Source organism: Maribacter aquimarinus (assembly GCF_047345505.1).
Lineage (GTDB): Bacteria > Bacteroidota > Bacteroidia > Flavobacteriales > Flavobacteriaceae > Maribacter.
Genome location: NZ_JBLFEO010000026.1, coordinates 20484 through 43643, shown reverse-complemented (window position 1 = coordinate 43643; position 23160 = coordinate 20484). Strand labels below are relative to the sequence as shown.

The following is a 23160-nucleotide window of genomic DNA, read 5'->3' as shown; positions in this document are numbered from 1 at the left end:
ACCTTACTAATTTTCATAATAGCTTATTTATTGAGTTAGTTTTCCTCTAAATTAGCAAAGATGATCCGCCTTGACCTCGTTAGCAGACTACATAAAAAATACATCAGGGGATGGCAACACATTAAACTTGCGCTTTTGCGAGCTTGTTGAGCGATTTTGTGAAGGTGGGAATTTATGTTTTTTAACAGGACGATGTAGTAATGATGTAGTAAGCTTTCTGCGGAAATGCGATGGGAGCTTACCCTCTATTTACCACTTCGCCAACGGAGTGGTTCTGATATGTGGGGATTTGGCTTTTTTTCTATGCCGCTTTCGAGGGGCATCTATCGGCTTTATCAAACAAGATTAGGATATTTTCAAAGGTGATGTGTTAACGATGATGAGAAGTAGGGTGTAGTGTCCAAAGAGTCGGCATCCTCTTGGGAAGTTGTTGCATTTGGGTTTAAAAAGTGATAAGGTAGGTGGATAGATATTCATTTTTGTCCAGCCCCAATTTCTTCCTTAAACGGTATCTATGAATCTCCACGCCCCGAACAGAGATTCCCATTAGCGGGGCAATTTCCTTTGAGGACAAGTTCATTTTTAGATAGGCGCATAGTTTTAGGTCCTTTGGTGTTAATTTGGGAAATTGTTTTAAGAGACGTTCAAAGAAATCTTGGTGAAGTTCTTTGAAGTTGACTTCAAAACGCTTCCAATCTTCCTGATCGGCCACAGAGCGATCCAATTTTTTAATGATGTGGTCATAACGCTTGCGGCTCTCAAATTTGGCCTTGTTTACCGCCATCATATCCTTAAGTTCGAGAATCACTTGGTTTTTCTTGGCAATGCCCAAGGTTACGTTAGTCAATTCTTGTTGTTTTAATCTAACCTCTTTGGCCAACTTCTCTTTTTCAAGTTGGGCCCGCTGTACCACTTGCTCTTGATTCAATTTGTCTTCAAAGATGCGTTGTTTACGTTGCAACTTTCTTCTATTATAGGCCCGCACTAAGAAAACAGTTCCCATCAGGGCCAACAGATATAGTACAATGCTCAAGTTGCTAAGATACCAGGGAGGTAAAATCTCAAAACCAAATTTGAGTATTGGGGATGTTTGGCCATATGAACTTATAGCCGCAATTTCTACAAAGTATTCGCCAAAAGGAAGGTTTTGCGAAACAATGGTGCCATGATCCAAAACAACCGTCTTTTTTGAGTCTCCCTCAATAAGGGTGTACTTAAATCTGGGGTCGTTGAGAGCTGGTGCGGCTACTTGGAACACAATATTTCTGGAAGCTTTGAAAGATAGGTTGAAGATGGAATCTGTTACCGGGTACCGATGATTTTTGTCCTTGAAGTAAACGAGCTGGGGTCTTTGAGCCACCTTTTTTCCATAAAGACCGGCCAAGGCTTTCAGGTCTATTTTGGCGAACCCGTCATTGAGTGTGAGCAGCATTAACGAATCTGAAGTGAGCAAAACCTTTTCGGCATCGGGTACCAATCTTTTTTGCAATGACTCTTTTTCAATGACATACTGCCGATCTCTCAAATTGGTATAAAGGAGTCGTTTTGTTTCCCCATTGTCAATGAACATAAAGTGCTCTCCATCATTATAAATCAATTCATAACCGGTAAATTCATTGAAATCCTCAAAACGCTCTATCCGGTTGGCAATGCCGTTGTACCTGTACCAATTGCCCTCAATGTAAAAGAGGATCTGACTTTTCACCTCGTACATTTTAATGTTATAGGTGCTTGGCAATGCTGTGCCATCAAAATCAAGGACTTCTATCACTCGCCGTAGGCCTTCGTCCAAAACCAGTCTGGAAAGACCTTTGTAAGGATGTACGGCCCAGAGTATGTTGTTCGTTTCAAAACACAGATGCTTTACCGGGGAAGCTATGCCCTGGATCGGGATGGCCTGCCAGGTGCCGTCATCAGATTTTTCAAAACGGGACACTCCGGTGTAGGTGCCCTGTAAATAGATCTTGTTTTTTTCGGGGGCCTTGATGAGTTGGTAGCCCCCGGCTATGGAAGATATCTGTTTTAACTTCCCTGGCCCTATGCCGTACGTGCCCGTATTGTGCCCGGCCAACAGATCCCCTTCAATAGCTGCTAGGTCCCAAACATGACCCTGTGTGCCTTCAAGAAAACGCAAGGTGTTTTCCGTGAAGTAATATACCCCCGTATTGCTCCCCAAAAATAGATTTCCGCTGCCATAGTCCAGGTCATATACTGTGCCAAGAAGCCCAGAACGGTCGGTGTAAAAAGTTATGGGGGCGTTGGTTTTCATTTTATCAATGCCGTTGTCCAAGGCCAGCCAGAGTTTGTCTTCGTGCTGCACCATCCCCAAAACAGTGTTGTTCTGGAGTCCCATTTCCCGATTAAGCACCTCATAAGAATCTTCTTTTGGGTCAAAAACATAGACCCCATCCTTGATGGTCCCAAATGCTGTTCTGCCATCCTTAAACGCTATGATTTCATTGAGCTGGTTGGCTTTCAATTTGGCGTTCAATTCTTCATTCCACTGTTTCAGGGCTCCTTTATCATACAGATAACAGCCATTTAATTTTGTACCGATCAAAAGGCCGTCTGGTATCCTGAGAAGGGATACTACCGTATTGTTTTCCAGCTCTTTAAAAGTGAGATGGGGTAAAAGTTGTCCATTGTGCACACGGTAGATGGCACCGTTGGAACCTGCTACCAGCAAATCACCGTCCACGATTTCCATATTCGTGACAATGATATCCAGATCCAAGACCTGTATTTCTCCATTCCTATAGATATAAATAGTGGAGAATGATCGAAACACCACACTGTCGCCAAAAGCAACAATTTGCCAAAACTCTTCATTTGTAAAGGTGTGGTCTTTGATTAAATGGGTCAGGGAGGTGTATTCAAGCAAGCCCTGAGCATTGCGTTGCCAATATCCAAATTCTTCATAAGAACCGGTAAATATGCGATCATCAATGGCTTCCACCGATCGTACAATGGTGGCATTGGGCAGTTTGTAAAGTGACCACTCCTGTCCATTGAAGGAGAGCAGTCCTTTGTTGTTGGCCGCATAGACGATGCCTTGCTCGCCAATACTGATGTCCCAATTCTGACTTGCCGCACCATAATCGAAAATTCCATAGTTGCTTATGGATGGAATATCACGCTGGCCCAAAAGGGAATGGGATGACAATACGAAAACAAAGAGCCACAAATAGCGCATCACAGGAATTGGAATTAAGCTTGATGGGAAATTACAAAATATCATCGTACCGCAGCTGGCTAAATGGCAAAGACCATTTGTTGCGCATCAAATTTGGATTAGCATCTTTGCTTTATTCTGTGGCAATAATAGTTGCGGCAACGTGATGTTCTTATGGATGAACACCCATTTTAACACGCAACCTTTTCGTGAAATTCTGTCGTGTGATGGGGTTAAACTACTACCTAATGCATAGCCCGTAAATTCAGTTCCGACTGCAAATCGGCTCAAAAACTGCCGATTTCAAAGTTACCGTTCCTTCACTTGCACACCGTTTTAGTCGAATGGCCGTTGCGCGATTACTCGCTTTTTCTCATTTGGTGTTTTTTATTGGCGAGGTGGCCGTCAATCTTGCCCTCAAGCATCTTCTCACTGTAGCGGTTTTGAAGTTCGCTGAGAAAACCATTAAGCTTCTTCCCGGTCTTGAACTGATATAAAAATCGTAGTTGAACAATTTCTGTTTATTCGCAATGGCGCAAAAGTTTAAAGTTAAAAAAAGAGCGGGGGTATGCCTCCGCTCTTTTCTATTTACACACCTTATAAAATTGTCCCGCTATACCATGGCATAAACTTCATCAAAGATCAACTTATCCAATTTCTCTTGTTGGGTAAACGTTTTCTTAAGACTATTGTGCAGCATCCAATTGAAGGCATTGTAACCATCCCACAGCGTCGGCTTCCGGTTGCTGTCCTTTACCTCCCCATCTATCAAATCCAACAGTGTTCTGGACTTTTTGGATGGGTCATCGTTCGTATCACTGCAATCATAGCGAAAAAGTTTCGTCCTTGCCAAGATATCCTTTACAAATGCCCTGGTATCGATAAGCTGTATTTCCTCCATCTCACTGAACTTCTGGGTTATTTCGTAATATTCGTTGTTCATAAAACGTTGGAACAGGCCATTGAGCTTTGGCAACAACAGTTCTGTACTGTTCTTTGTATGCTTTATGGAAAAGTGAATCTGGGCGTTCGAGACATGGAGCCCGTTGGTGCACACCTCTCGATAAAAGCCAAAATGGCCTGAAGTTTTCTCCCGGCCATCGTATGAATTCTTAAAACGCAACATCGGCAGTATTTTGCCCATTTCGTTCTTTAGTGAAAACTGATCGGTGTCATCAATGATGAAGTCCGTTATAAAGGACCGGTCATCCCTATTGATGGTTCGCTTATGATAAGCTAATTGAGCGTCCAGCAAAAGCTGTTCGGCCTGTTTAAAAAACAGCTCGTTGGGAATATGTCCGTAACTGTTGGACACAACGTTCACAATTTTCCCGTTGGAGACAATAACATTCTCCAAGCCCCTCCTGGATGGCATCCCAGTAATACTTGCCAAAGATTTCATTTCATTGGAAACGAAAATTTCATCCTGTTGTAACTTTTGTAAATACATAACTTTTGAAATTAGATTGAACAATATTTGAGCGGAACCCAAACGGAAGCTAAAATCTCAGCTCAAAAGGAAACGGAATAAATAGTGAGTGGGCGAACGGCTTTATGCCGTAGTCTTTTGATGGGTGTATTTTACGAGTTTATCTTTACGCAGATATTGATTGATTATTTTTCCCTAAATCCAGAAAGTTAATTTTTGCTTCCTATTAAGTGAACTACCTCGGGGCAAGCACGAGGCATTAATCAGAAACTGAATTTTAATTTCAAGGCATACCTCGGAGTATTAAATCCTTTGGTGGTGCCAATAAAAACCTCTAACTTTAAAATCGAAAGTCAAATTATATCATTTGCAATCAAACTGACCGTCAACAATTCGGTCAACAGATTTTGAAAACAAGAGTATTATTCAATAAACAAAGGCTTCTGGAGAACAGGTTTGAATCCTGTCGAGGTCACTACAAGCAGAAAACCACGTCTTTTTTTTTGACGTGGTTCTTTGTTTTCTGGAAGAATGCAAGGCAATAGCCTTGTACTTCTGAAAGAAAATAAAGAACTAGGGCAGTGGCCCGCAGTTTTCTATTTGCAAAGGGGAACTCCAAGGGAAGGGCGCAGCCAATCCTGTCGAGGTCACTACAAGCAGAAAACCACGTCTTTTTTTTTTTGACGTGGTTCTTTGTTTTCTGGAAGAATGCAGGGCAATGGCCTTGTAATTCCAAAAGAAAATAAAGAACTAGGGCAATGGCCCGCAGTTTTCTATTTGCAAAGGGGAACTCCAAGGGAAGGGCGCAGCCAATCCTGTCGAGGTCACGAATACATCAACAAGCCTCACGTAAAATCGAGCTCGATTGAATTTGTCTTTGGGGCTTTTTGGTTTTCCAAACGGAGTGTTGAGGGATTCCCGCAGCGAATCCTGTTTGATGATATTTTTTTCTAACGGCCCAGAACAGGACATTAGACAGGTTTACCTAACTATGGCTGAATGACCGCTGGGGATTTGGTGTTGCCGTTGTTCTGGGGCCGAAAACGTTGGTTTTTCATTGGGCAAAAAAATATTTTGATGGACCCCGATCCCCGTTGAGACAATTACCATCTTAACCAAGGTAAGGGGATATGGGTTCTTCCAACCAATTTCTTTCCTTTGTTGGGAAAAATCCACCCCCAAAAAATATCATCACCCAGATGCGTGCCCGTGCTCGCCGCTTGGGGCAGCACTGTCTTGAGCGACTGCCTGGCCCACATCACAAGACATCATCGATGCAGGGCGGCAATAATGCCCTTAAGGTAGCCTATGGTAAAGGAGCGGCCGCGCTCTTCCCAAGTCTGGTCCCCAATTATCTTTGGAACGTGGCCCGGCATGATCATGCCGTTAAAGCCCACTTCCTTAAACTTGGCCAACACGGAAACGGGATCGTAATACCCGGGCATGTCCACAAACACTTCGTTGAACTTTGTATTGCCGTCCCGGAGGGAATTGGATACGGTTTGAAAGTGCACGTAGATGATCTTGTCCTGTTTGGCAAAGTACTCGGTAACGGCATTGATGTCCTCGCCCATGGAAGAGAAATTGCCCAAGCAGTACTGCAGGCCGTGGTTCTCGCTTTTTACCAGGTCCATCCCTTTCTTATAGGCCTCAAAACTCCTAAAAAGCTGTGGCACGCCGGCCAAGCTGGGTATGGGGGGATCATTGGGGTGCAGTGCCAAGGTTACCCCGGCCTCCTCGGCCACCGGCAGCACGCCTTCCAGAAAATACTGGTAATAATCCCACATCTCTTCTTCAGAGAACACCCGGCCATGGGAAAGGGGCGCCCTTTTAAAATCTTCCAAATTTACGCTCATGGCCTTTGCGCCCCCGCGGGTGGGGTAGCTTGTGGAAGAACGCCAAACCCCAGTGGGTGTCCAGCCGTAGCCCAGCACGGGAATGCCCGCGCTCCCCATATTGGCAATGGTCTCCTGTACATGCTTTAACTGTTCTTCCCTACCGGGCTGTCCCATCATGATTTTATCATAGAACGAAAACGGCAGGTTCTCCAAGGCCAAAAACCGGATACCGGCATTTTCCACGGTGTTTTTCAACATCAGTAGGTCTTTGTATTCCCATTGCCGGTCTCCGGGAAGGGGCAAGTTATCAAAATTGGTGTCGATCAAGTTGTTCCTGTACATGTTCAGGATAATGTCGTCCACACCCAATTGTTTTATGAGGGTCAGTTTTTCTTCGGTGGGGTGCATGAACGACCCCAGGCCTGTACGCATGGGCAAATGGGCCCACTTGTCCTCTTTAAGCAATCTTTTCATTTTTTGTTTTTTGTTTGTTATTCTATGGTCACGGATTCACCGTAGAACTTGGTGGCAATATGTTGCTCCCCTTCGTAAACGGAATAGGTCTTTCGGGTGAGCTTTACTCCAAAGGACCTGCCTTTCCACTCAATGTCCTTTAAGGTGGCCTCGCCAATGTCCTCGTGGTTAAAGGGTTTTATGACCAGCCGATCTTCTTGCATGTCCACCCCAAAGGTTCCAAAGACAATGGCTTCCAGGCCGGCACCTGCGGAGATTTGCAAAGGCATGGAGGAACGATCTTGAATGGGCGCATCGATCAATGGGTTTTGCGGCAGATAGGGAAAATGGTCCACATAGCGTATGTTTCGCCTTAAAACGTCCCACCCTTTCCCGGCAAATCCCTTGGCATAGAGGTTTCGTGAGATGCGCCCGGGCATCCCGGCATACTGGCCACCGCCACCCCAATCGGCATCAATAAGATCCCAGTGCACGGTATCCCTTCTGGCTATGGAATACACTCCAAATTTTCCCAAGAAGGTGCCTTCCTGTAAATGGCTCACCAACCTAAAGGCTTGGTGATCTGGCAGGTAATCGGTGCCCAAGAGATCGAACAAATGATAGGTCCATACCGTTCCTTTGGTGCCATCCGGGTAGTAATTGTCAAACCAGCCCAGCTCTTCGTTCCACAGGTAGGTGTCCACCAAGCCCTTCAACTTTTCGGCGTCCTTAAAGTAGGTTTCTTTCTTCTTTTTTTCGTTTCGTTTGGCGGCCCAATCAGACATGGTGTACAACAGGTCTATGCCAAGGGTGTTGGTAATGGGCACGGCGTGGTTGTACCCATCCGTTCTGATCTCAATGATCTTTTCGGTATTGTAGCCCACATCCATTAGGCCCAGCTCATTGGTGTAGTTGGTCTGCAGTTCGTTCACCCAGGCCTGCATCCATCCCCAAACAGTCTTTCCGGCCACTTCTTGATCAAAAATGCCATAATCCCCGGTATGCCTCAGATAGGCCTCCAACATAATTTTAAGGGCAAAAGGCTCTTGGATGTAAAGAATGTCCCAATAGGCGCCGTTCCACCCCACATAGGTGCGTTTTAGGCGCACTTGGTCAAAATTGGTCAAGATGGTGTTTTTGAGGCTTTCGGCATCGAGCATGGCAATGACATCGGAAGCGTAGCTAGTGTCCCAACTTATGGTGTAAGGCCACGTGCCCACGGCCCAGAACACCTCAGATATATAGTTGGGGTTTTCATACCTGCTCATCAACACGGAAAGCATGCAACGATAATAGTACTTTTCCAACTTTTTGTTGGTACTTGAGAATTTGGGCAGGTTCTTATGGGCCCAGGCCAACATTTCGCGGCTTTTCTTGTCCGCTTTTTCCATACGTTGCCCAATATCTGCCTGTACAATGGCCGGCGGGGTTTCCTTGGCATCATAAAACTTCACCGCGAAGTAATAGGTCTTGGACTGGTTGGGGGCAATGTTGATCTCAAAACCCTTCTCACTGGTCTCTTTTATGTTTGATGATACCCGTACGTGGGCCAATGAACTGCCTATGGTAAAGGCGTCTATGTTCTTTGCCTCGTTATCGCCAGATTGGGCTCCCGTCTTGGAGAATTTTTCCATTACCTCGGCAACTTGGTTGGGGATGATGGTCATCTCCAATTTTTTGGAGTTCCGATTGGTGAATGTCAGTTCAATGAAGACCTCATTGTCATCATAGGATACGTTGGTTGCACTGTGGGCCGCAAAGCTTACCCATTTGCTGTTGTATTCCTTGTGGAAGGTGGCCGTTCTCTCATATCTGTTGGGCTGCCACCTTTCATCTTGCGTTACCATGATGGAGGGCGAGTTGGGCCTAAAATTGGATCCCAGGGGATCATAGCTCTCCCCATCATCCACCCAAGATTTCCACTTGGTGGGCACGTCATCCTCGATCAAGCGCCCTGTGCCCTTGTCATAAAAATTAAGGTTGAATTCATAGCGGGGCGAAGCAAAGGGCAAAAACCACACATTGGTAAACTGGGTAACACTGAACTGCCGCGGTGAAATAAAGCCCCGGTGGTTAAAGAGCAGTACGTGCTCATCTTCAAAAGCAATCTTTTCCCGGTCCATGGCGTAATATTCCGGATCCGAAGGTTGAAGCTCCTGTTGTGCCGTGGTTCGCTGCTGTACCAGCAATACAAAAACAATTCCCAACAAATAAACATTTCTTGTGCCGTACCCCATCATTTTTATTCTATTCATGATTTCCGATTTTCTATGCTATTACAATCTCATCCACAAAAAGCCATGCCGCGCTACCCGAAAAATCATGTCGTTCCTTTATGGTATCCAAACGACCGGCAGGTACAACTGTACGACATCCTTAAAAACCTCCTTCTGATCATTGCCGATCTTCGCCAAAACGGTGATCGGAGCGTCCAAGCGAGAAAAATCAAAGGATGCTTTGTGCTCTTTAAACATCATTTACCCCCAGTTAACAGAGGGGCATCATCAACGGTTTGGTGAACGGGGCTTCAAAGAGAACGTACCCATATTAAGGACGGCACTTTTATCCGCACAGGACCGGAGGCGCCAAAAACCAAGGCCATAAGAAAGATGCCGGTACCCTCCCATTTCCCGTGCCCCTCTTTGGCCACGGCACACCCCTTCATTCCTAATGGCCAAATTAATTTTTATAACGATATCCCGGAAGAAATAGCCCTCTTTATTTTGGGCCAGTGCGCCCTTAATGTGAACATCCTTTCACAAAAGGACAATATCCACTCAACGCCAACGCTTCTGGGACACACAGTTGCCACATAAAGGGCCCGCGCCCAGTTCCCGTCAACGGGCACCGCATTGCCTCCCTTTAAAAAATTATGCTTTTATTTACCCCATGAAACTTGAATTTAAAAACACGCTCGAAGAAAGTTCCATTATCCTGACGGATTTTAACTGTGGGCCGGCACAAAACCTCCTCCAAGATAGCGGATACTACAAAATAGTATGGGCCAGGGACCGGGAATTTAGCCTTACCGTAGATGGGTACGCGGTGCAACTGAAACAGCACCAAGTCTTGTTTTGCACCACCTTGAACCTCTTGCAGGTGCCAAAGGAAAGCGGCCTCATTGCCCTTGTGTTCAACCGGGAGTTCTATTGCATTCGCGATCATGACCACGAGGTGTCCTGCAATGGCATCCTGTTCTTTGGCTCTTCGCAGCCCCCCATTGTGAGCCTAGCGCAAAAAGACATCAGGAGCTTTGAGGCCATGTTCACCATCTTTCGGGAAGAATTTGAAACAGTGGATCACATTCAGGGCGAAATGCTGCGCGTCATGCTGAAAAGGTTGCTCATTACCTCTTCGCGCCTTGTCAAGGAGATGCAAAAAATAAGCCAGCTGCCCAACACCCAATTGGAACTGCTCCGCAACTTCCACGTTCTGGTGGAGCAGCATTTTAAGGAGAAGCACAAGGTGGCAGATTATGCCGCATTGCTGTACAAATCGCCCAAGACGCTCTCCAACGTCTTCAAAAAGGCAGGGCGCCCCAGTCCGCTGGCCATCATAAACGAAAGGATCTTGTTGGAGGCCAAGCGGCTACTGCTCAATTCCCATCTATCGGCAGAACAGATCGCCCATGCACTGGGCTACGAGGAGGGTGCCCATTTCTCCAAGTTCTTTAAGTCGCACACGGGCCTGCCCCCGGTGGAGTACAGGGCCAAAAAAACAAAAACCGCCCAGGCATAGTGCCTGGACGGTTTCAAACATAAATCAACTACACTTATTTTACCACCAAGGTATATTCCGGGGTTGGGTTAAGCGGACAAAAGTACACGTACTCGCCCTTGGTCAAGGTCACCTCGCCCGTCATGGAAGTGCTTCCGGTGGCCACTGGTGCCTTTACGTAAGCCGGCTTAATGTGGTTTGCCTCATCCGTCATGCCTTTGGGTGCCAATACAAAACCTACCTCATGGTCCACATCCAGATTGGCGATCTCAAAGACATAGGTGCCTTCTTTCAATTCCAACTCGGTGGTGCTGAAAGCCCCTTTGGTCTGCTCTAACCGAATGTTCTGTACCTTGGTCTGCTGCGCTACCTCTTCCGCAACGGCCATTGTGGCCGCTTTGGCTTTTGTTTCTGTGTTTTTCACTTCTTGCTTACAAGATACGAAGGCCAATGAGGCCACCAGCATCAATCCCATTGTTTTGTTTATCATCATATGAATTTTTAAAGGGTTATCATTAATTTTTTAAAGTTCGGGTGCGGCGGGGAAGTCCAACGTGGCCTTTACCGTATTGTTGATGTAGTTGGAGATGGTCTTGTCCCCCACCAGGGAAATGGTGTCGATCAGGTTTTCCTTTGTCCACCCCGCCTCAAAAAAGTTGGCCACTACGGCCTGATCCGTATATCCGCGGTTTTCGGTTATGTTCTTGGCCAGTTGGGCCAGGGCATCCAACTTGGAATCAAAAGATGCCTTTCCTTGTCTCAACTCAAGGATCTGGGCATCGCTGTAACCGTTCATCTTACCAATGGCGGTGTGGGCCGCAAGGCAATAGGCACAGTTGTTCACTTGGCTCACGGCCAGGTTCACCGCTTCCTTTTCCTTTGCCTTCAGGGAAGAGGGCGCCCCGGAAAAATCCAGGTAGTTCTTCAGGGCATTTTCAGAATGGGCATAGGTGGCATAAAGGTTGGGCACAAAACCCACTTGTTTTTCCAATTGATCAAAAATGGCCTGGTTGGCCTCGCTTACTTCTTCCCTCTTGGGGATGTTGAATGTACTCATCTTATCGTTTTCTTAAAGGTTGTAAATGATGTTGTCCGCTTTGAACAGTGCAAAGATGCGGCCGGATCATGGAAGGGCCATGGTAGTCTTTTCCCGCTTCCTTGTACATTCTTCCCTTTCGCAGCTTCCGGGGCCGGCAAAGCCCCTCTCCTGGGCCTAACGCACCCTAAACCATAACGTCCTATACAGCATCTGGGGCTAAGGTGAAGCGAGCCAACAGGGACCAATGGGGAATTCCAGGGACGGTTCCAGGAGCCCTTGGGCCCCACGTCCCCATTTTCCTTGTCCGGCCCTATTCCACGGCGCTTTTTTTTTGCACTGGGGGGTTGCCACAACATGGATGGGCAGATGCCCCGTGCGGTTTTGGAAAGCACCGTTGTTTGCCAAAAGATGACGGGCGTCATTTCAAGGCCCCAAAGCGGCCCATACCTTTGTGGGAAGAAGGTTGATTCATGGTAAACCCCGGCGTGGTGCTTTCACGGCACTGGGCCAAATCTTTGGGAACAGCTGGCGTCCCATGGACTTTCCGGAATGGTTCATCACCAAAAAAAACATCTCGTCATGCAGCACATCCTTGTACCCACCGATTTCTCCAACAATGCCTACAGTGCCTTATTTTACGCCACCCAACTCCTCAAGGGCGAGCGCTGTAGTTTTTGCCTCTTGAACACCTATGACCACCGTACCCCACTGCTGGGCGGCAATGGGCTGCTCTTGGCCAGCAAAAAGAAGCGGGAACGCTTAAAAAAAGAGTCCCGGGACCAGTTGTTGGCCACCAAACACCGCATCGTGCGCGATACGGAAAACAACCAGCACCGGTTCAAGGTGTTGTCCGTGCACGGGGAACTCGTGGCCACGATAAAAAAAGAACTGGAAGAGCACCATTATGACCTCATTGTCATGGGGAACAAAGGCCTTACCCAAACGGCCGACATCTTTTTTGGCAGCAACACCATTCAGGTGGTACAGGCCTTGAACCGCCTTCCCTTACTGGCCGTACCGGGCGAGATGAACTATGCCCCGCCCAAGGAAATTGCGTTAGTGACCGATTACCGCACCGGCTGTGATGCGGAGACCTTGGCCCCCTTGTTGTTTTTTGCCGAGGGCACCCGGGCCAATGTTCGTGTGGTGCACGTGGCCACGGCGGAGGCGCTGGGCGCCACCAAGGAAGCCAACCGGGAACGGCTGGAGGATTGTTTGGCGCACAGGGCGCCCTCTTTCCACACCCTGGAAGAGACCGATGACAAGGCCAAGGTCATAGACCACTTTCTCAGAACCATGAAAATTGACCTTTTTGCCATGGTGAACCGGGAGAAAAGTCTTTTTGAACGCCTTACCCGCGAACCGGTGATCAAGGACGTGAGCATGTACTCCGAAGTGCCCTTGTTGGTCTTGCCCCAGGTGGTTTCACCTTGAGCGCTCTTTTAATTAAATGGAAAGGGAAATGGCCCTTACAAGCGCTAAAAAAATACCATTTAGGGTTACACCGGGGCAATGCTCAGGGGTCGCTGCCCACCTCAAGGGCGCAGTGACAACCCCCTGCCGAACTATACCAAGAAGGGTTGGCCACAGTGGTCCGGCAAACACATATGAAGCACTTAAAAAAAAGACCATAAGGGAAACCTTATGGCCATCAGTTGTACGTAAAATTGTTGGTATGGGTCATTCAACGGCATAACCTTCCGCCTTGCTCATGATGGTGGCCACTTGCCCCAATAGCACCCCATAGATCACTTTGGAGCAGACATCTGCGACCGTATAGGTCATTTGCCGGCCCACCACCCCAGATTCATTGTACAGGGCACCCTCTACCCCCAAAAGATGGGGCATTAAATAAGCGCCAGGGTACAACATCCAAGAAACCAGGAAAAGCACCCAAATCTGGCCCAGGATCTTCTGGGCCCTTGGCGGAATGTTTTCCTTTCCTTCCGCTATGACCTTGCGCATTACATAAAGCACGTGCACAAAAAAGACAGTGGATATGCCGCCCCAAACAAAGAACTTGGTCAGGTTGGATACTTCATAAAACTGGCCAATGTAGCCCGTAATGATCATAAGCGCCCCCGAGAACCAAAACTGGTTCCGTACGGAGGTAAAATCACTCTTGGTGAGGGTTACCACGAACAAGATTTGAAACAAGAGCATGGGTACGTCTATGAGCCAATTGAGGTACCGGTAGCCATTGTTGAAGAGGTCGCTGTCCCTCCCCAGAAAATAACGTCCAGAATCTGCATCAAAAACAAAGGCATCTGCCCAATTGCCCGCCTGGGCGTACAACAACAAGAAGGCGGAAACCATCACCACTCCCGAAAGGATGTTGCTCATGCGATACTTGGGCGATACCGTTTTCAGGGTAAGGACAAAATACAACAGCCCCGCCAGCATCACCGCATAACCCAAGGTCAGGATATGGGAGACCATCTGGTAGGCCATTTCAGAGTAGCCTTGCGTGGTACCAATGTAGTTCTCAAAATTTGCGTTCACCAATTTTTCCATAGTTCCATTATTTTTTTTGGAAATTATAAAGCTGGGAAGAGGGACGTGTGTTGCATCACTTCAAAAATTGACGCGAAAGACCAAAGCACCCTGATAAAGAACGTTGGAGCGTAGGCTTGGCCTCAAGGATTTCCCCCAATGGCGATGTTTGTGGAACGGTAAGGCGCAAGCAAGCGGCCGTTCCGCCAATTTAAGGCGTTGCTCACCTAAGTAACGACGGCATCCGTGGGCAATATGGGCAAATGGGAACACCTTGGCCGACCGCAAGGGCCAAGTCCGATCGCACCCGAGGTCAAGGGGCCAATATGCTGCCATGTACAAATGGTGTCTTGCCATTGGCCCAAACTCCCCCAACACCCCGCTAGGGCAAGGGAACCCCAAATACGGTCCGGTACCGGAACCGTCCGGGAAAGGCCTGGCCCGACCCCGAAGGGCCTTCCCAGCGCGAAGGCAAAGGCAAAGGATCCAAAGCACCCCCCTTACCTTTCCCCTTGATTGTAGGCCATATCCTTCAAATGAAACTTGCCATACACAAAGGCGCCCTCGGGGTAATGCCAGATGGCCTCGCCATAACCGGGCAGTTCATGGCCGTTAAAATTGCGGTACCGGGCCACGGGAGTGGAAAAGGGGTGGCGCTTCATTTGGTCCACCGCCAAGCGATCGTTGGAGGTGAAGTTCACCAATTGGCCCGCTTCGTTAAAATGGAGCACCGCGGCAATCCTGTTCTTTCCGTAACTGAAATGGGCGGTAACGGAGCGTTCGCCATGGGGCTCCCAGGCAATGCGCGGATCGATCAGGGCCGCCGGGGCAAACAGGCAGAGATCGTTAAAATAGGTCACCGTCTCCGCCACGGACAGCTCGGGCCCCTCCACCGCCACCACCGGGAACAGGGAAAGCAGCTTCACCTGCATCCGGGCTTGGCCCTGGGTATAGGCGTGATACCCGTATGCGGGCAGGCCCATGATCTTGGCCTTCATAAAAAAGTGCCGGGCGGGCCGATCAAAAAAACTGTGCTGCTCTGCCGTAAAGGAAAACCAATCCTTGCCGCGATCGCGCATTTGGCCCTCAAAAAATAAGGTCATGCGCCGTACTTTGGGCTTTCCCAGGGCACCGGACCGGCGTATGTATTGCTGTACCAGGGTGGGCAAGTGGGCCAAATCTGACTCGGTGAGCCGCTCCTCTGCGGGCGCACTGGCCTGCAGTGCGCTCTGCACCGCTTCCGCATAGCGCTGTTCAAAGCGCTGGGACGCCCAGGCCACCACGGCAAAGGCAAGCAGCAAGGCATTGGCCAAGGTGCCCCACTTGGCATCGGCCCACGTGGCCACAATGAGCCCCTGGGAAAGCACCACGGCGGCCAGCGCCACCGCGGCCCAGGAGTCCTTCTGAAAACCGTACAGGAAGCCCGCCAACAGAAAGAGGCACCCGGCAACCAACCAGAGCAGGCCCATGGGTCTGGATATGTCCCTTGAAAATTGGCCCACGTTGCCCAGATCAAAGCCTTTGGCAAAACCCATAAGGTGTATGGCACCGTGCACCATCAACAATAAAACAAGTAGTGTCCTCATATCGTTCTTTTTCAATTTGACTTCCCAGGAAGTTAAAAAACCAGGGGGGCAACCACAATGACCATGATCAGGGTGGCACAGGCAACAAGGCTGACAATCGTCATATTTTCGGGACGGTGCCATTGCTATCTTTACCGTATGCCACAAAAGGTAAGGCCCTGGACCAAACCCGATGGAAAGGGACCTGTTGCATCGACTTGATACAGGCCTCTATTTAAAACCAGGTTTCATTCCCTGGCCCGGGCGGGGTTCCTTATTTTTAAGACAACGGATGCTCAAAAACAATCACCATGAAAACCCTGATACACGCCACCGATTACTCCAGCAATGCCGTGGATGCGCTGCATTACGCCAACGCCCTGCGCTTGCAGCTGGCGGCGAAGCTCATTTTGGTACACGTGTACCAGGTGCCCCTTACCATGGGGAGCACCACATCCATCTCGCACACCAAAAAAGTGGCCCAGACCGCCGAAGAACAGCGCAAACGCCTCCGGACCTTTTGCAACGAACACCTTGGGCAGGTGGTATGCGACAGGGCAGTGGACCTGCGCGCCATCCAGGGCACCAGCGTGCGGGAGGCTTTGTTGGCCCTTACCACCAAAGAAAGTGCAGACCTGGTGGTCATGGGCACCCAAGGCGAAAACCTCTTGCGAAAATATGTGCTGGGCAGCACCACCACGGCCCTCTTGGAGCATGCCCCCTGCCCCATCCTGGCCATTCCGCCCAACAGGCCCTTCAGGGCCCTTAAGAACATGGTGTATGCCACCGATTTTGAAGCCTCCGATCGGTATGCCCTCAAGGCGTTGCTGGCCCTTGCCAAACCTTTCCGCGCCCGGGTTCACGTGGTGCACATTGCACAGAGCGCAACACCCGATCCCGAAAAGGGGATGGCACACTTTAAAGCGCAGCTGGAGCAAGAACTGCCGTATGAGGACCTGCAATGGGAAACCCACTTTGGCCAGGATCCCTATGCCACCCTCCAAGAGCATCTGGCCAAGGTGGAAGCCGATATGGTGGTGATGTTGGAAAGGGAAAACGGCGGCTTTTTAAAAAACTTGGGACACAGGGATTGGGTAAAAAGGATGAAGGCCGATGGCGCCCTGCCCCTGCTCTGTTACCAAAAAAAGAACTTGCTCCCCCAACACCCCGGCGTTGGAGGGTGATGCCCCATAAAAAAAGGAAAATTCGCCAAAACAAAGGATAACCTAAACAAGAAATGGTAAGGGAATTGGACATAGACACCTGCCTGGAGCTGCTCGCCACAAACTACGTGGCCCGCATGGCCTATGTGGCCGAAAATGGGCCCTATATGCTTCCCGTGACCTACCTATTTGTAAAGGAGGAAAACATTTGCCTGCTCTGTTATTCCGGTGAGGGACATAAAATAGCCGCATTGCGAAAAAATCCAAGGGTATGTTTCTTGGTCGATGACATAAAGACGCTGACCAACTGGCGTTCCGTTACCGTGCACGGCGTTTATGAGGAACTGAAAGGGAGCACCGCCAAAAGGGAACTGCACCGTTTCAGGCAGGGCCTAAAGAAACTGATCAACGCCCACACGGAGCAGCCCGTGGATGTGATACCCGACTTCTCGATGAAATTGGACGTAAAGGATGCGCATCCGGTGGTCTATAGGATCTATGTGCATGAAATTATGGGAAAACAGCGCCGGGACAAGGGTTCTACCTGAACGGTAATGCTTCTGCCCATACCCCAAATGACTTTTATCATCCCACACAAAAACATCTTTGAATATCTTTGGGTAACACCCCAATGGAACGCGACAAGATGAAGAACATATTGATCCCCACCGATTTCTCGGAAAACGCCTGGAACGCCACGGTGTATGCCATGCACTTCCTAGCCAAACAGCGCTGTACCATTTACTTTTTGCACACCTACACACCGGCATTTTATAGGTTGGACTATGCCCTGGGAGGTACCTCCCAAAGTGCGCTTCCCGATCCCGGGGCAGACAGCGCACAGGCCAAACTGGAAGCCACCCTGGCCAAGGTAAAAGCCCTGTTTCCCAATGCCCCGCACCAACTGGAGACACTATCTGCCTTTAACACCCTCACGGACGAGATCGGGGAGATGGTCCGGAAAAAGAACATTGACCTCATTGTTATGGGCACCCAAGGGGCCACGGGCGCCAAACGGGTGTTCTTGGGCTCCAATACGGTGTTTGTGCTGCGCAAGGCAACGGTGCCCGTTTTGGCGGTACCCAATGACCACGTGTTCGTGACACCAAAAAATATCCTGTTCCCCTCAGATTTCCAAGAACACCACAGCCCGGAGGAAGTGGGCATTGTACAGGACACGGCACAAATGTTCGGGGCGGCCATTACCCTGCTGCACATTTGGGAGGTGGTGGCCCTGAACAGCGAACAAAAAAGAAACAAAGAGCACTTGCTGGGCCTTTTGAAAAACACCGCTTTTGAACAGTGGAAGGTACAGGGAAAGAAATTTCCCGAGGCCGTCCTGGAATATGTGGAAACCAACCAAGTAGATCTCCTGGTGATGATGAACCGCAACCATTCCTTCTTTGAGCGGGTGCTGTTACGGCAGTCCATAGACCAAATAGGATTCCAGGTCCAAGTGCCCTTTCTCGTGGTCCCGGGGCCCAAGAACCCTTAAGCAAGAAAAGACACGCAGTGAAGCGCCAGTACACAACCCATTAAAACAGCACCATGAAAAAGATTCTATTGCCCACCGATTTTTCCATCAACTCGGAAAACGCCATTGCCTACGCCACCCAGCTTTTTAAAAAGGAACCCTGCCGGTTCTACTTGCTGCACGCCTACCGGAACATTCCCTCGGCACCCACCAACAAAAAAAGTGCGGAGCAAGAGGTGGAGGCCCTGGCAAGGCGGTGTGCGGCCAACAGCGACCACAAGCACCATCGCTTTGAGGGCCTTGTCCTGACCGACTCGGTGGTAAGCGCCATTGATGCCACCTTTATGGACAAGGGCATAGATTATGTGGTCATGGGCACCCAGGGCAGCACTGCCCTAAAAGAGGTGTTGTTGGGCAGTAACACCGCCAACGCCATAAAGCACTTGGCACGCTGCCCCCTGATCGTGGTGCCCACCGGACTCACTTTTAAAACGCCCAAGGCCATGGCTTTTGCAACGGACTACAAACATAGGTTCATGGAAGCCGAAATGCGCCCCCTATTGCAGTTGGCCCTTCTCTGGAAGGCAACGGTACAAGTGGTGCACGTGGAGGCCGAGCCGGAACTGGCCCCGGAACAGCTGGCCAACCGCAGCTTACTGGAGCGTACCCTGGGCAACGTGGCGCATGCACTGCGCACGGTGCCCAAAAAAGACAGCTTGGCCAACACCCTCCTGTCCCTGGAACAATCCGAGGGGCATCCGGATATGGTGGCCATGCTCAGAACCCAACACGGCTTCTTTGGCTCCATGTTCCGGGAACCGGTACTGAAAAAAATGGCCTTCAAGACCCAGATTCCGTTACTGGTCATGCCCTTGTTTTAAGGGAAAATGGGCGCGACAAATGGAAGAAAGGAAGGGCTCAGGGAACCGCATGCTCCTTGAAGGACGCCTTTTCGGGAAGCAAGTGCGTGAACTCCATTTTTGGCACAATGGAAGATTTTAAGGGATAGCCCAAACGGCGCAACTCCTGAAGCACGCTTTTAAAGGATGTGGCATCGGCATAAACAAAAAAGAAGAGCCCGTTCTCCAGATCAATTTTAAGGATGCGCACATCCATGATACGGGCCAGGTTCCTATAAATCCGCTTCCTGCACCGGTCCCCGTCCATGTTCCTTAAACTTACCACCGCTTCCATGTCCTTTATTATGAGAGATAGACGGCTAAGGTAGCACAAAGCCAAGGGGTCCGTTATGACCTGTGTCATCCCAACAAAAAAAAAGAGGTGTCCCCCTATTTTCCGCTCCAATTTTGTCCCATCGGTGGCCAAAACCAAAGGTGCGCGCCCGGCCGAAGTGCCGTGGTCCTTTGCCGGCAGATGGCCCCTAAAAGCAACGGCCCCAGAATAGGTATCCATAAAATATTCCCGTAAATTTGCAGGCTGAAAACGCCCTTTTTTTATGAACAAAGCCATATACATCGCCACTACCGAGCCCAACAGCGGAAAATCCATTGTCTCCCTGGGGCTCATGCACATGCTCTTGGGAAAGGCCGCCAAGGTAGGCTATTTCAGGCCCATCATTGACGACCTTGAGGAGGGTGCGGTGGACAACCACATTAACACCATAACCACCTATTTTAAACTGGACATTGCCTTTGAGGATGCCCATGCCTTTACCCGAAGCGAGGTGATCCGCATGAAGAACGAGGACCGGGACGACGCGATCATTGGCACCATCATAGAAAAATACAAGGCGCTGGAAGAACGTTTTGATTTTGTGCTGGTGGAAGGAACCAGTTTCCTTGGTGAGGGCACCATCATTGAGTTTGACATTAACGTGGTCATTGCCAAAAACCTGGGCATTCCCGCCATTATCCTGGCCAGCGGTGTGGGGAAAACCCTGGACGGCCTTGTGGGCAACCTGCAAATAGCCTATGATTCCTTTGACGACAAAGGGGTACAGGTTCTGGCCGTGATCGGCAATAAAGTGCAAAAGGAAAATGTGGCGCTGGTGACCAAAGCCCTGCGCCAACAGCTCCCGGAGGACATCTTGGTGGCCGCCATTCCCCTGAACCCCACCCTGGCCAACCCGTCCGTAAAGGAAATTGCCGATGAACTGGACGGCACCATCCTCTTTGGGGCCCAGCACACCAACAACCTGGTGAACGGGTTCAGCGTGGGGGCCATGCAACTGCGAAACTATCTAAAACACCTGAAGGAAAATGGTTTGGTGATCACCCCGGGCGACCGGGCGGACATTATCCTGGGAGCGCTACAGGCCAACCTATCGGCCAATTACCCCTCCATTTCGGGCATTGTCCTCACCGGTGGGCTCACCCCTGAGGAACCCATCTGCCAATTGATCGAGGGCCTCTCCGAAATTGTGCCCATTGTTTCCGTCCCAGGGGGCACCTTTGCCGTGACCAACCAAATTGGCGCCATAAAATCGCAGATGTATGCCGAGAACACCACCAAGATCAAGACCTCCATCCGGGATTTTGACACCTATGTGGCGGCAGAGACCTTGGAAGAACGCATGATCACCTTTAAGGCCAATGGCATTACGCCAAGGATGTTCCAGTACAACCTTCTAAAAAGGGCCAAGAGCAAGAAAAAGCACATTGTGCTGCCAGAGGGCACCGACCCCCGTATCCTAAGGGCGGCAAAACAGCTCACGGATGCCAATGCCGTGTCCCTGACCCTTTTGGGGGACAAGGAACAGATCGCCGAAAAACTGAGAAAGGCCGACCTGCAGTTGGACATGGGGAAAATACGGTTGGTGGACCCCCAGGAATCTCCAGATTTTGAACGCTATGCCACCGCCCTGTACGAACTGCGGAAACACAAGAACGTGGACATGACCACAGCGCGCGACCTGATGAAGGACGTTTCCTATTTTGGCACCATGATGGTGCACCAGGGAGATGCGGACGGGATGGTCTCCGGTGCCATGCACACCACCCAACACACCATTTTGCCGGCGCTGCAATTTGTGAAGACCAAACCGGGCATCTCCTTGGTGAGCTCTGTTTTCTTTATGTGCCTGCCCGGGCGGGTGGTGGTCTTTGGCGATTGCGCCATTAACCCCAACCCCACGGCGCAGCAACTGGCGGAAATTGCCATTTCCTCCGCAGATACCAGTGCCGCCTTTGGCATTGAGCCCCGCATTGCCATGCTGTCCTATTCCTCGGGGGCTTCGGGCATTGGCGAAGATGTGGACCGCGTGCGCCAGGCCACGGCGCTGGTCAAGGAAAAACGGCCCGACCTCCAGGTAGAGGGGCCCATACAATATGATGCCGCGGTGGACGCCACCGTGGCCCAGAGCAAGATGCCGGACTCAAAGGTGGCCGGCAGGGCCACCGTGTTCATCTTCCCCGACCTCAACACCGGGAACAACACCTACAAGGCCGTGCAGCGGGAGACCGGGGCACTGGCCATTGGCCCCATGCTCCAAGGACTCAACAAACCCGTGAACGACCTGAGCCGCGGCTGTACGGTGGACGATATTTTCAACACCGTGATGATCACCGCCATACAGGCCCATGGACTTTGAGAACAGGCCAGAAACAAAAGTACCGCAAGTACCATTGGCCCCTATTAAAAACACACGCAGTAGCACAACATCTTCTTTATGAACATCCTCATCCTTAACGCCGGAAGCTCCTCCATTAAGTTCCAACTCCTTAAAATGCCTTCCGAGACCGTGGTGTGCTCCGGGCTGGTGGAACGCATCGGGGCCCGGGATGCCGTGCTCACCTACAACGGGCAGGGCGGCACCTCCAAGGTCACGGCAGCCATAAAAAACCACAAGGAAGGGCTCACGCAAATCACCAAAATGCTCTGGCACCCCGAGAAGGGCGCCATTGGGCATGCCGATGACATAGACGCCGTGGGCCACAGGGTGGTGCACGGGGGCGACTCCTTTTCGGCCACCGCCCTGGTCACGGGGAAAGTAAAGGCCGAAATTGCCCACTTTGCCACCCTGGCGCCGCTGCACAACCCGCACAACCTCGAGGGCATTTCCGTGGCAGAGGAACTCTTTCCCAAAGCCAAACAGGTGGCCGTGTTCGATACCGCCTTTCACCAGACCATGCCCGTACACGCCAGAACCTACGCCATACCCAAGTCCCTAAAGACCGAGCACGGCATACAGGCCTACGGGTTTCACGGTACCAGTCACAAATATGTTTCTGAAAAGGCGGCGCAGCACCTTGGGAACCAAAACGCCAAGATCGCCTCGGTGCACTTGGGCAATGGCTGCAGCATTACCGCCGTGGTGAACGGAAAAAGTGTGGATACCAGCTTGGGCTTTGCCCCGGGCAACGGGCTCATCATGGGGTCCCGGAGCGGCGATATAGACCACGCCCTGATCTTTCACTTGGTAAGCAGCCTGGGCCACTCCCTTGAGGACGTGAACAACATGCTCACCAAAAAAAGCGGGATGCTGGGACTCACCGGCCACAGTGACCTCAGGGACATACAACGGCAAGCGGAGGAAGGCGATCGGGACTGCATCCTGGCGCTGGACATGAACGCCTACCGCATAAAAAAGTACATTGGGGCCTATGCCGCAGCGATGAACGGCCTGGACGCCATTGTCTTCACCGCGGGCATTGGCGAAAACTCCAGCCTGTTGCGCAAACTGGTCTGTACCCATATGGACTATCTTGGCATTCTTTTGGATGATGAAAAAAATGAGGCCCCATCCAACGTACTTCGGGAAATAAACGCCGACGCCTCTAAGGTGAAACTCTTGGTGATCCCCACCAATGAGGAACTGGAAATAGCCAAACAGGCCCATGCCCTAACGTTGGCCTAGT

At 50.2% G+C, this 23160-nt stretch carries 18 protein-coding genes; 8 read left to right on the top strand and 10 right to left on the bottom strand.

Going from position 1 to position 23160, the window contains the following annotated elements; all coding sequences use genetic code 11:
* Positions 1–442: 442 nt before the first annotated feature.
* The 5 genes from ACKWCC_RS15730 to ACKWCC_RS15710 all read right to left on the bottom strand — a co-directional run bounded on the left by ACKWCC_RS15730 (position 443) and on the right by ACKWCC_RS15710 (position 9369).
* On the bottom strand, positions 443–3193 hold the full coding sequence (locus ACKWCC_RS15730) for a helix-turn-helix and ligand-binding sensor domain-containing protein (protein ID WP_413996925.1): 2751 nt from the start codon (positions 3191–3193) through the stop codon (positions 443–445).
* A gap of 592 nt (positions 3194–3785) precedes the next feature.
* Positions 3786–4622, bottom strand: a complete 837-nt coding sequence (locus ACKWCC_RS15725) for a DUF932 domain-containing protein (protein WP_413996915.1) — start codon at positions 4620–4622, stop codon at positions 3786–3788.
* 1247 nt (positions 4623–5869) lie between these two features.
* Positions 5870–6913, bottom strand: a complete 1044-nt coding sequence (locus ACKWCC_RS15720; protein ID WP_413996914.1) for a mannonate dehydratase — start codon at positions 6911–6913, stop codon at positions 5870–5872.
* A gap of 17 nt (positions 6914–6930) precedes the next feature.
* Positions 6931–9147: a glucosidase family protein gene (locus tag ACKWCC_RS15715; protein WP_413996913.1), complete on the bottom strand. Its 2217-nt coding sequence runs from the start codon at positions 9145–9147 to the stop codon at positions 6931–6933.
* A 78-nt stretch (positions 9148–9225) separates the two neighbouring features.
* Positions 9226–9369: a hypothetical protein gene (locus ACKWCC_RS15710; protein WP_413996912.1), complete on the bottom strand. Its 144-nt coding sequence runs from the start codon at positions 9367–9369 to the stop codon at positions 9226–9228.
* A gap of 412 nt (positions 9370–9781) precedes the next feature.
* Between ACKWCC_RS15710 and ACKWCC_RS15705 the strand changes: the two genes are divergently transcribed.
* Positions 9782–10630, top strand: a complete 849-nt coding sequence (locus ACKWCC_RS15705; RefSeq protein ID WP_413996911.1) for a helix-turn-helix domain-containing protein — start codon at positions 9782–9784, stop codon at positions 10628–10630.
* Positions 10631–10664: 34 nt separating this feature from the next.
* On the opposite strand, the gene ACKWCC_RS15700 is transcribed toward ACKWCC_RS15705, so the two are convergent.
* Complete coding sequence (locus ACKWCC_RS15700) at positions 10665–11099, bottom strand: hypothetical protein (protein ID WP_413996910.1); 435 nt, start codon at positions 11097–11099, stop codon at positions 10665–10667.
* 33 nt (positions 11100–11132) lie between these two features.
* Positions 11133–11666: a carboxymuconolactone decarboxylase family protein gene (locus ACKWCC_RS15695; protein WP_413996909.1), complete on the bottom strand. Its 534-nt coding sequence runs from the start codon at positions 11664–11666 to the stop codon at positions 11133–11135.
* A gap of 561 nt (positions 11667–12227) precedes the next feature.
* On the opposite strand from ACKWCC_RS15695, the gene ACKWCC_RS15690 reads away from it, so the two are divergent.
* On the top strand, positions 12228–13082 hold the full coding sequence (locus ACKWCC_RS15690; protein ID WP_413996908.1) for a universal stress protein: 855 nt from the start codon (positions 12228–12230) through the stop codon (positions 13080–13082).
* A gap of 246 nt (positions 13083–13328) precedes the next feature.
* On the opposite strand, the gene ACKWCC_RS15685 is transcribed toward ACKWCC_RS15690, so the two are convergent.
* Both ACKWCC_RS15685 and ACKWCC_RS15680 read right to left on the bottom strand, forming a co-directional pair.
* Positions 13329–14162 (bottom strand): bacteriorhodopsin, encoded by an 834-nt coding sequence (locus tag ACKWCC_RS15685; RefSeq protein ID WP_413996907.1) that lies wholly within the window; start codon positions 14160–14162, stop codon positions 13329–13331.
* A gap of 479 nt (positions 14163–14641) precedes the next feature.
* Complete coding sequence (locus tag ACKWCC_RS15680) at positions 14642–15727, bottom strand: DUF6544 family protein (RefSeq protein WP_413996906.1); 1086 nt, start codon at positions 15725–15727, stop codon at positions 14642–14644.
* A 290-nt stretch (positions 15728–16017) separates the two neighbouring features.
* On the opposite strand from ACKWCC_RS15680, the gene ACKWCC_RS15675 reads away from it, so the two are divergent.
* The 4 genes from ACKWCC_RS15675 (at position 16018) to ACKWCC_RS15660 (ending at position 19224) form a co-directional block, all read left to right on the top strand.
* On the top strand, positions 16018–16890 hold the full coding sequence (locus ACKWCC_RS15675; RefSeq protein WP_413996905.1) for a universal stress protein: 873 nt from the start codon (positions 16018–16020) through the stop codon (positions 16888–16890).
* Positions 16891–16943: 53 nt separating this feature from the next.
* The gene (locus tag ACKWCC_RS15670; RefSeq protein WP_413996904.1) at positions 16944–17417 is read left to right on the top strand and encodes a pyridoxamine 5'-phosphate oxidase family protein; all 474 of its coding nucleotides are present in this window, start codon (positions 16944–16946) and stop codon (positions 17415–17417) included.
* A gap of 68 nt (positions 17418–17485) precedes the next feature.
* Entirely contained in the window at positions 17486–18364 is an 879-nt protein-coding gene (locus ACKWCC_RS15665) for a universal stress protein (protein ID WP_413996903.1), read from the top strand.
* A 53-nt stretch (positions 18365–18417) separates the two neighbouring features.
* On the top strand, positions 18418–19224 hold the full coding sequence (locus ACKWCC_RS15660) for a universal stress protein (protein ID WP_413996902.1): 807 nt from the start codon (positions 18418–18420) through the stop codon (positions 19222–19224).
* Positions 19225–19261: 37 nt separating this feature from the next.
* Here ACKWCC_RS15660 and ACKWCC_RS15655 read toward each other — a convergent pair whose 3' ends face one another.
* Positions 19262–19756, bottom strand: a complete 495-nt coding sequence (locus ACKWCC_RS15655) for a hypothetical protein (protein WP_413996901.1) — start codon at positions 19754–19756, stop codon at positions 19262–19264.
* A 43-nt stretch (positions 19757–19799) separates the two neighbouring features.
* On the opposite strand from ACKWCC_RS15655, the gene pta reads away from it, so the two are divergent.
* A complete protein-coding gene (gene pta, locus ACKWCC_RS15650; RefSeq protein ID WP_413996900.1) occupies positions 19800–21893 on the top strand; it encodes a phosphate acetyltransferase in 2094 nt (697 codons plus the stop codon).
* A gap of 78 nt (positions 21894–21971) precedes the next feature.
* The gene (locus ACKWCC_RS15645) at positions 21972–23159 is read left to right on the top strand and encodes an acetate/propionate family kinase (RefSeq protein ID WP_413996899.1); all 1188 of its coding nucleotides are present in this window, start codon (positions 21972–21974) and stop codon (positions 23157–23159) included.
* Position 23160 lies beyond the last annotated feature (1 nt).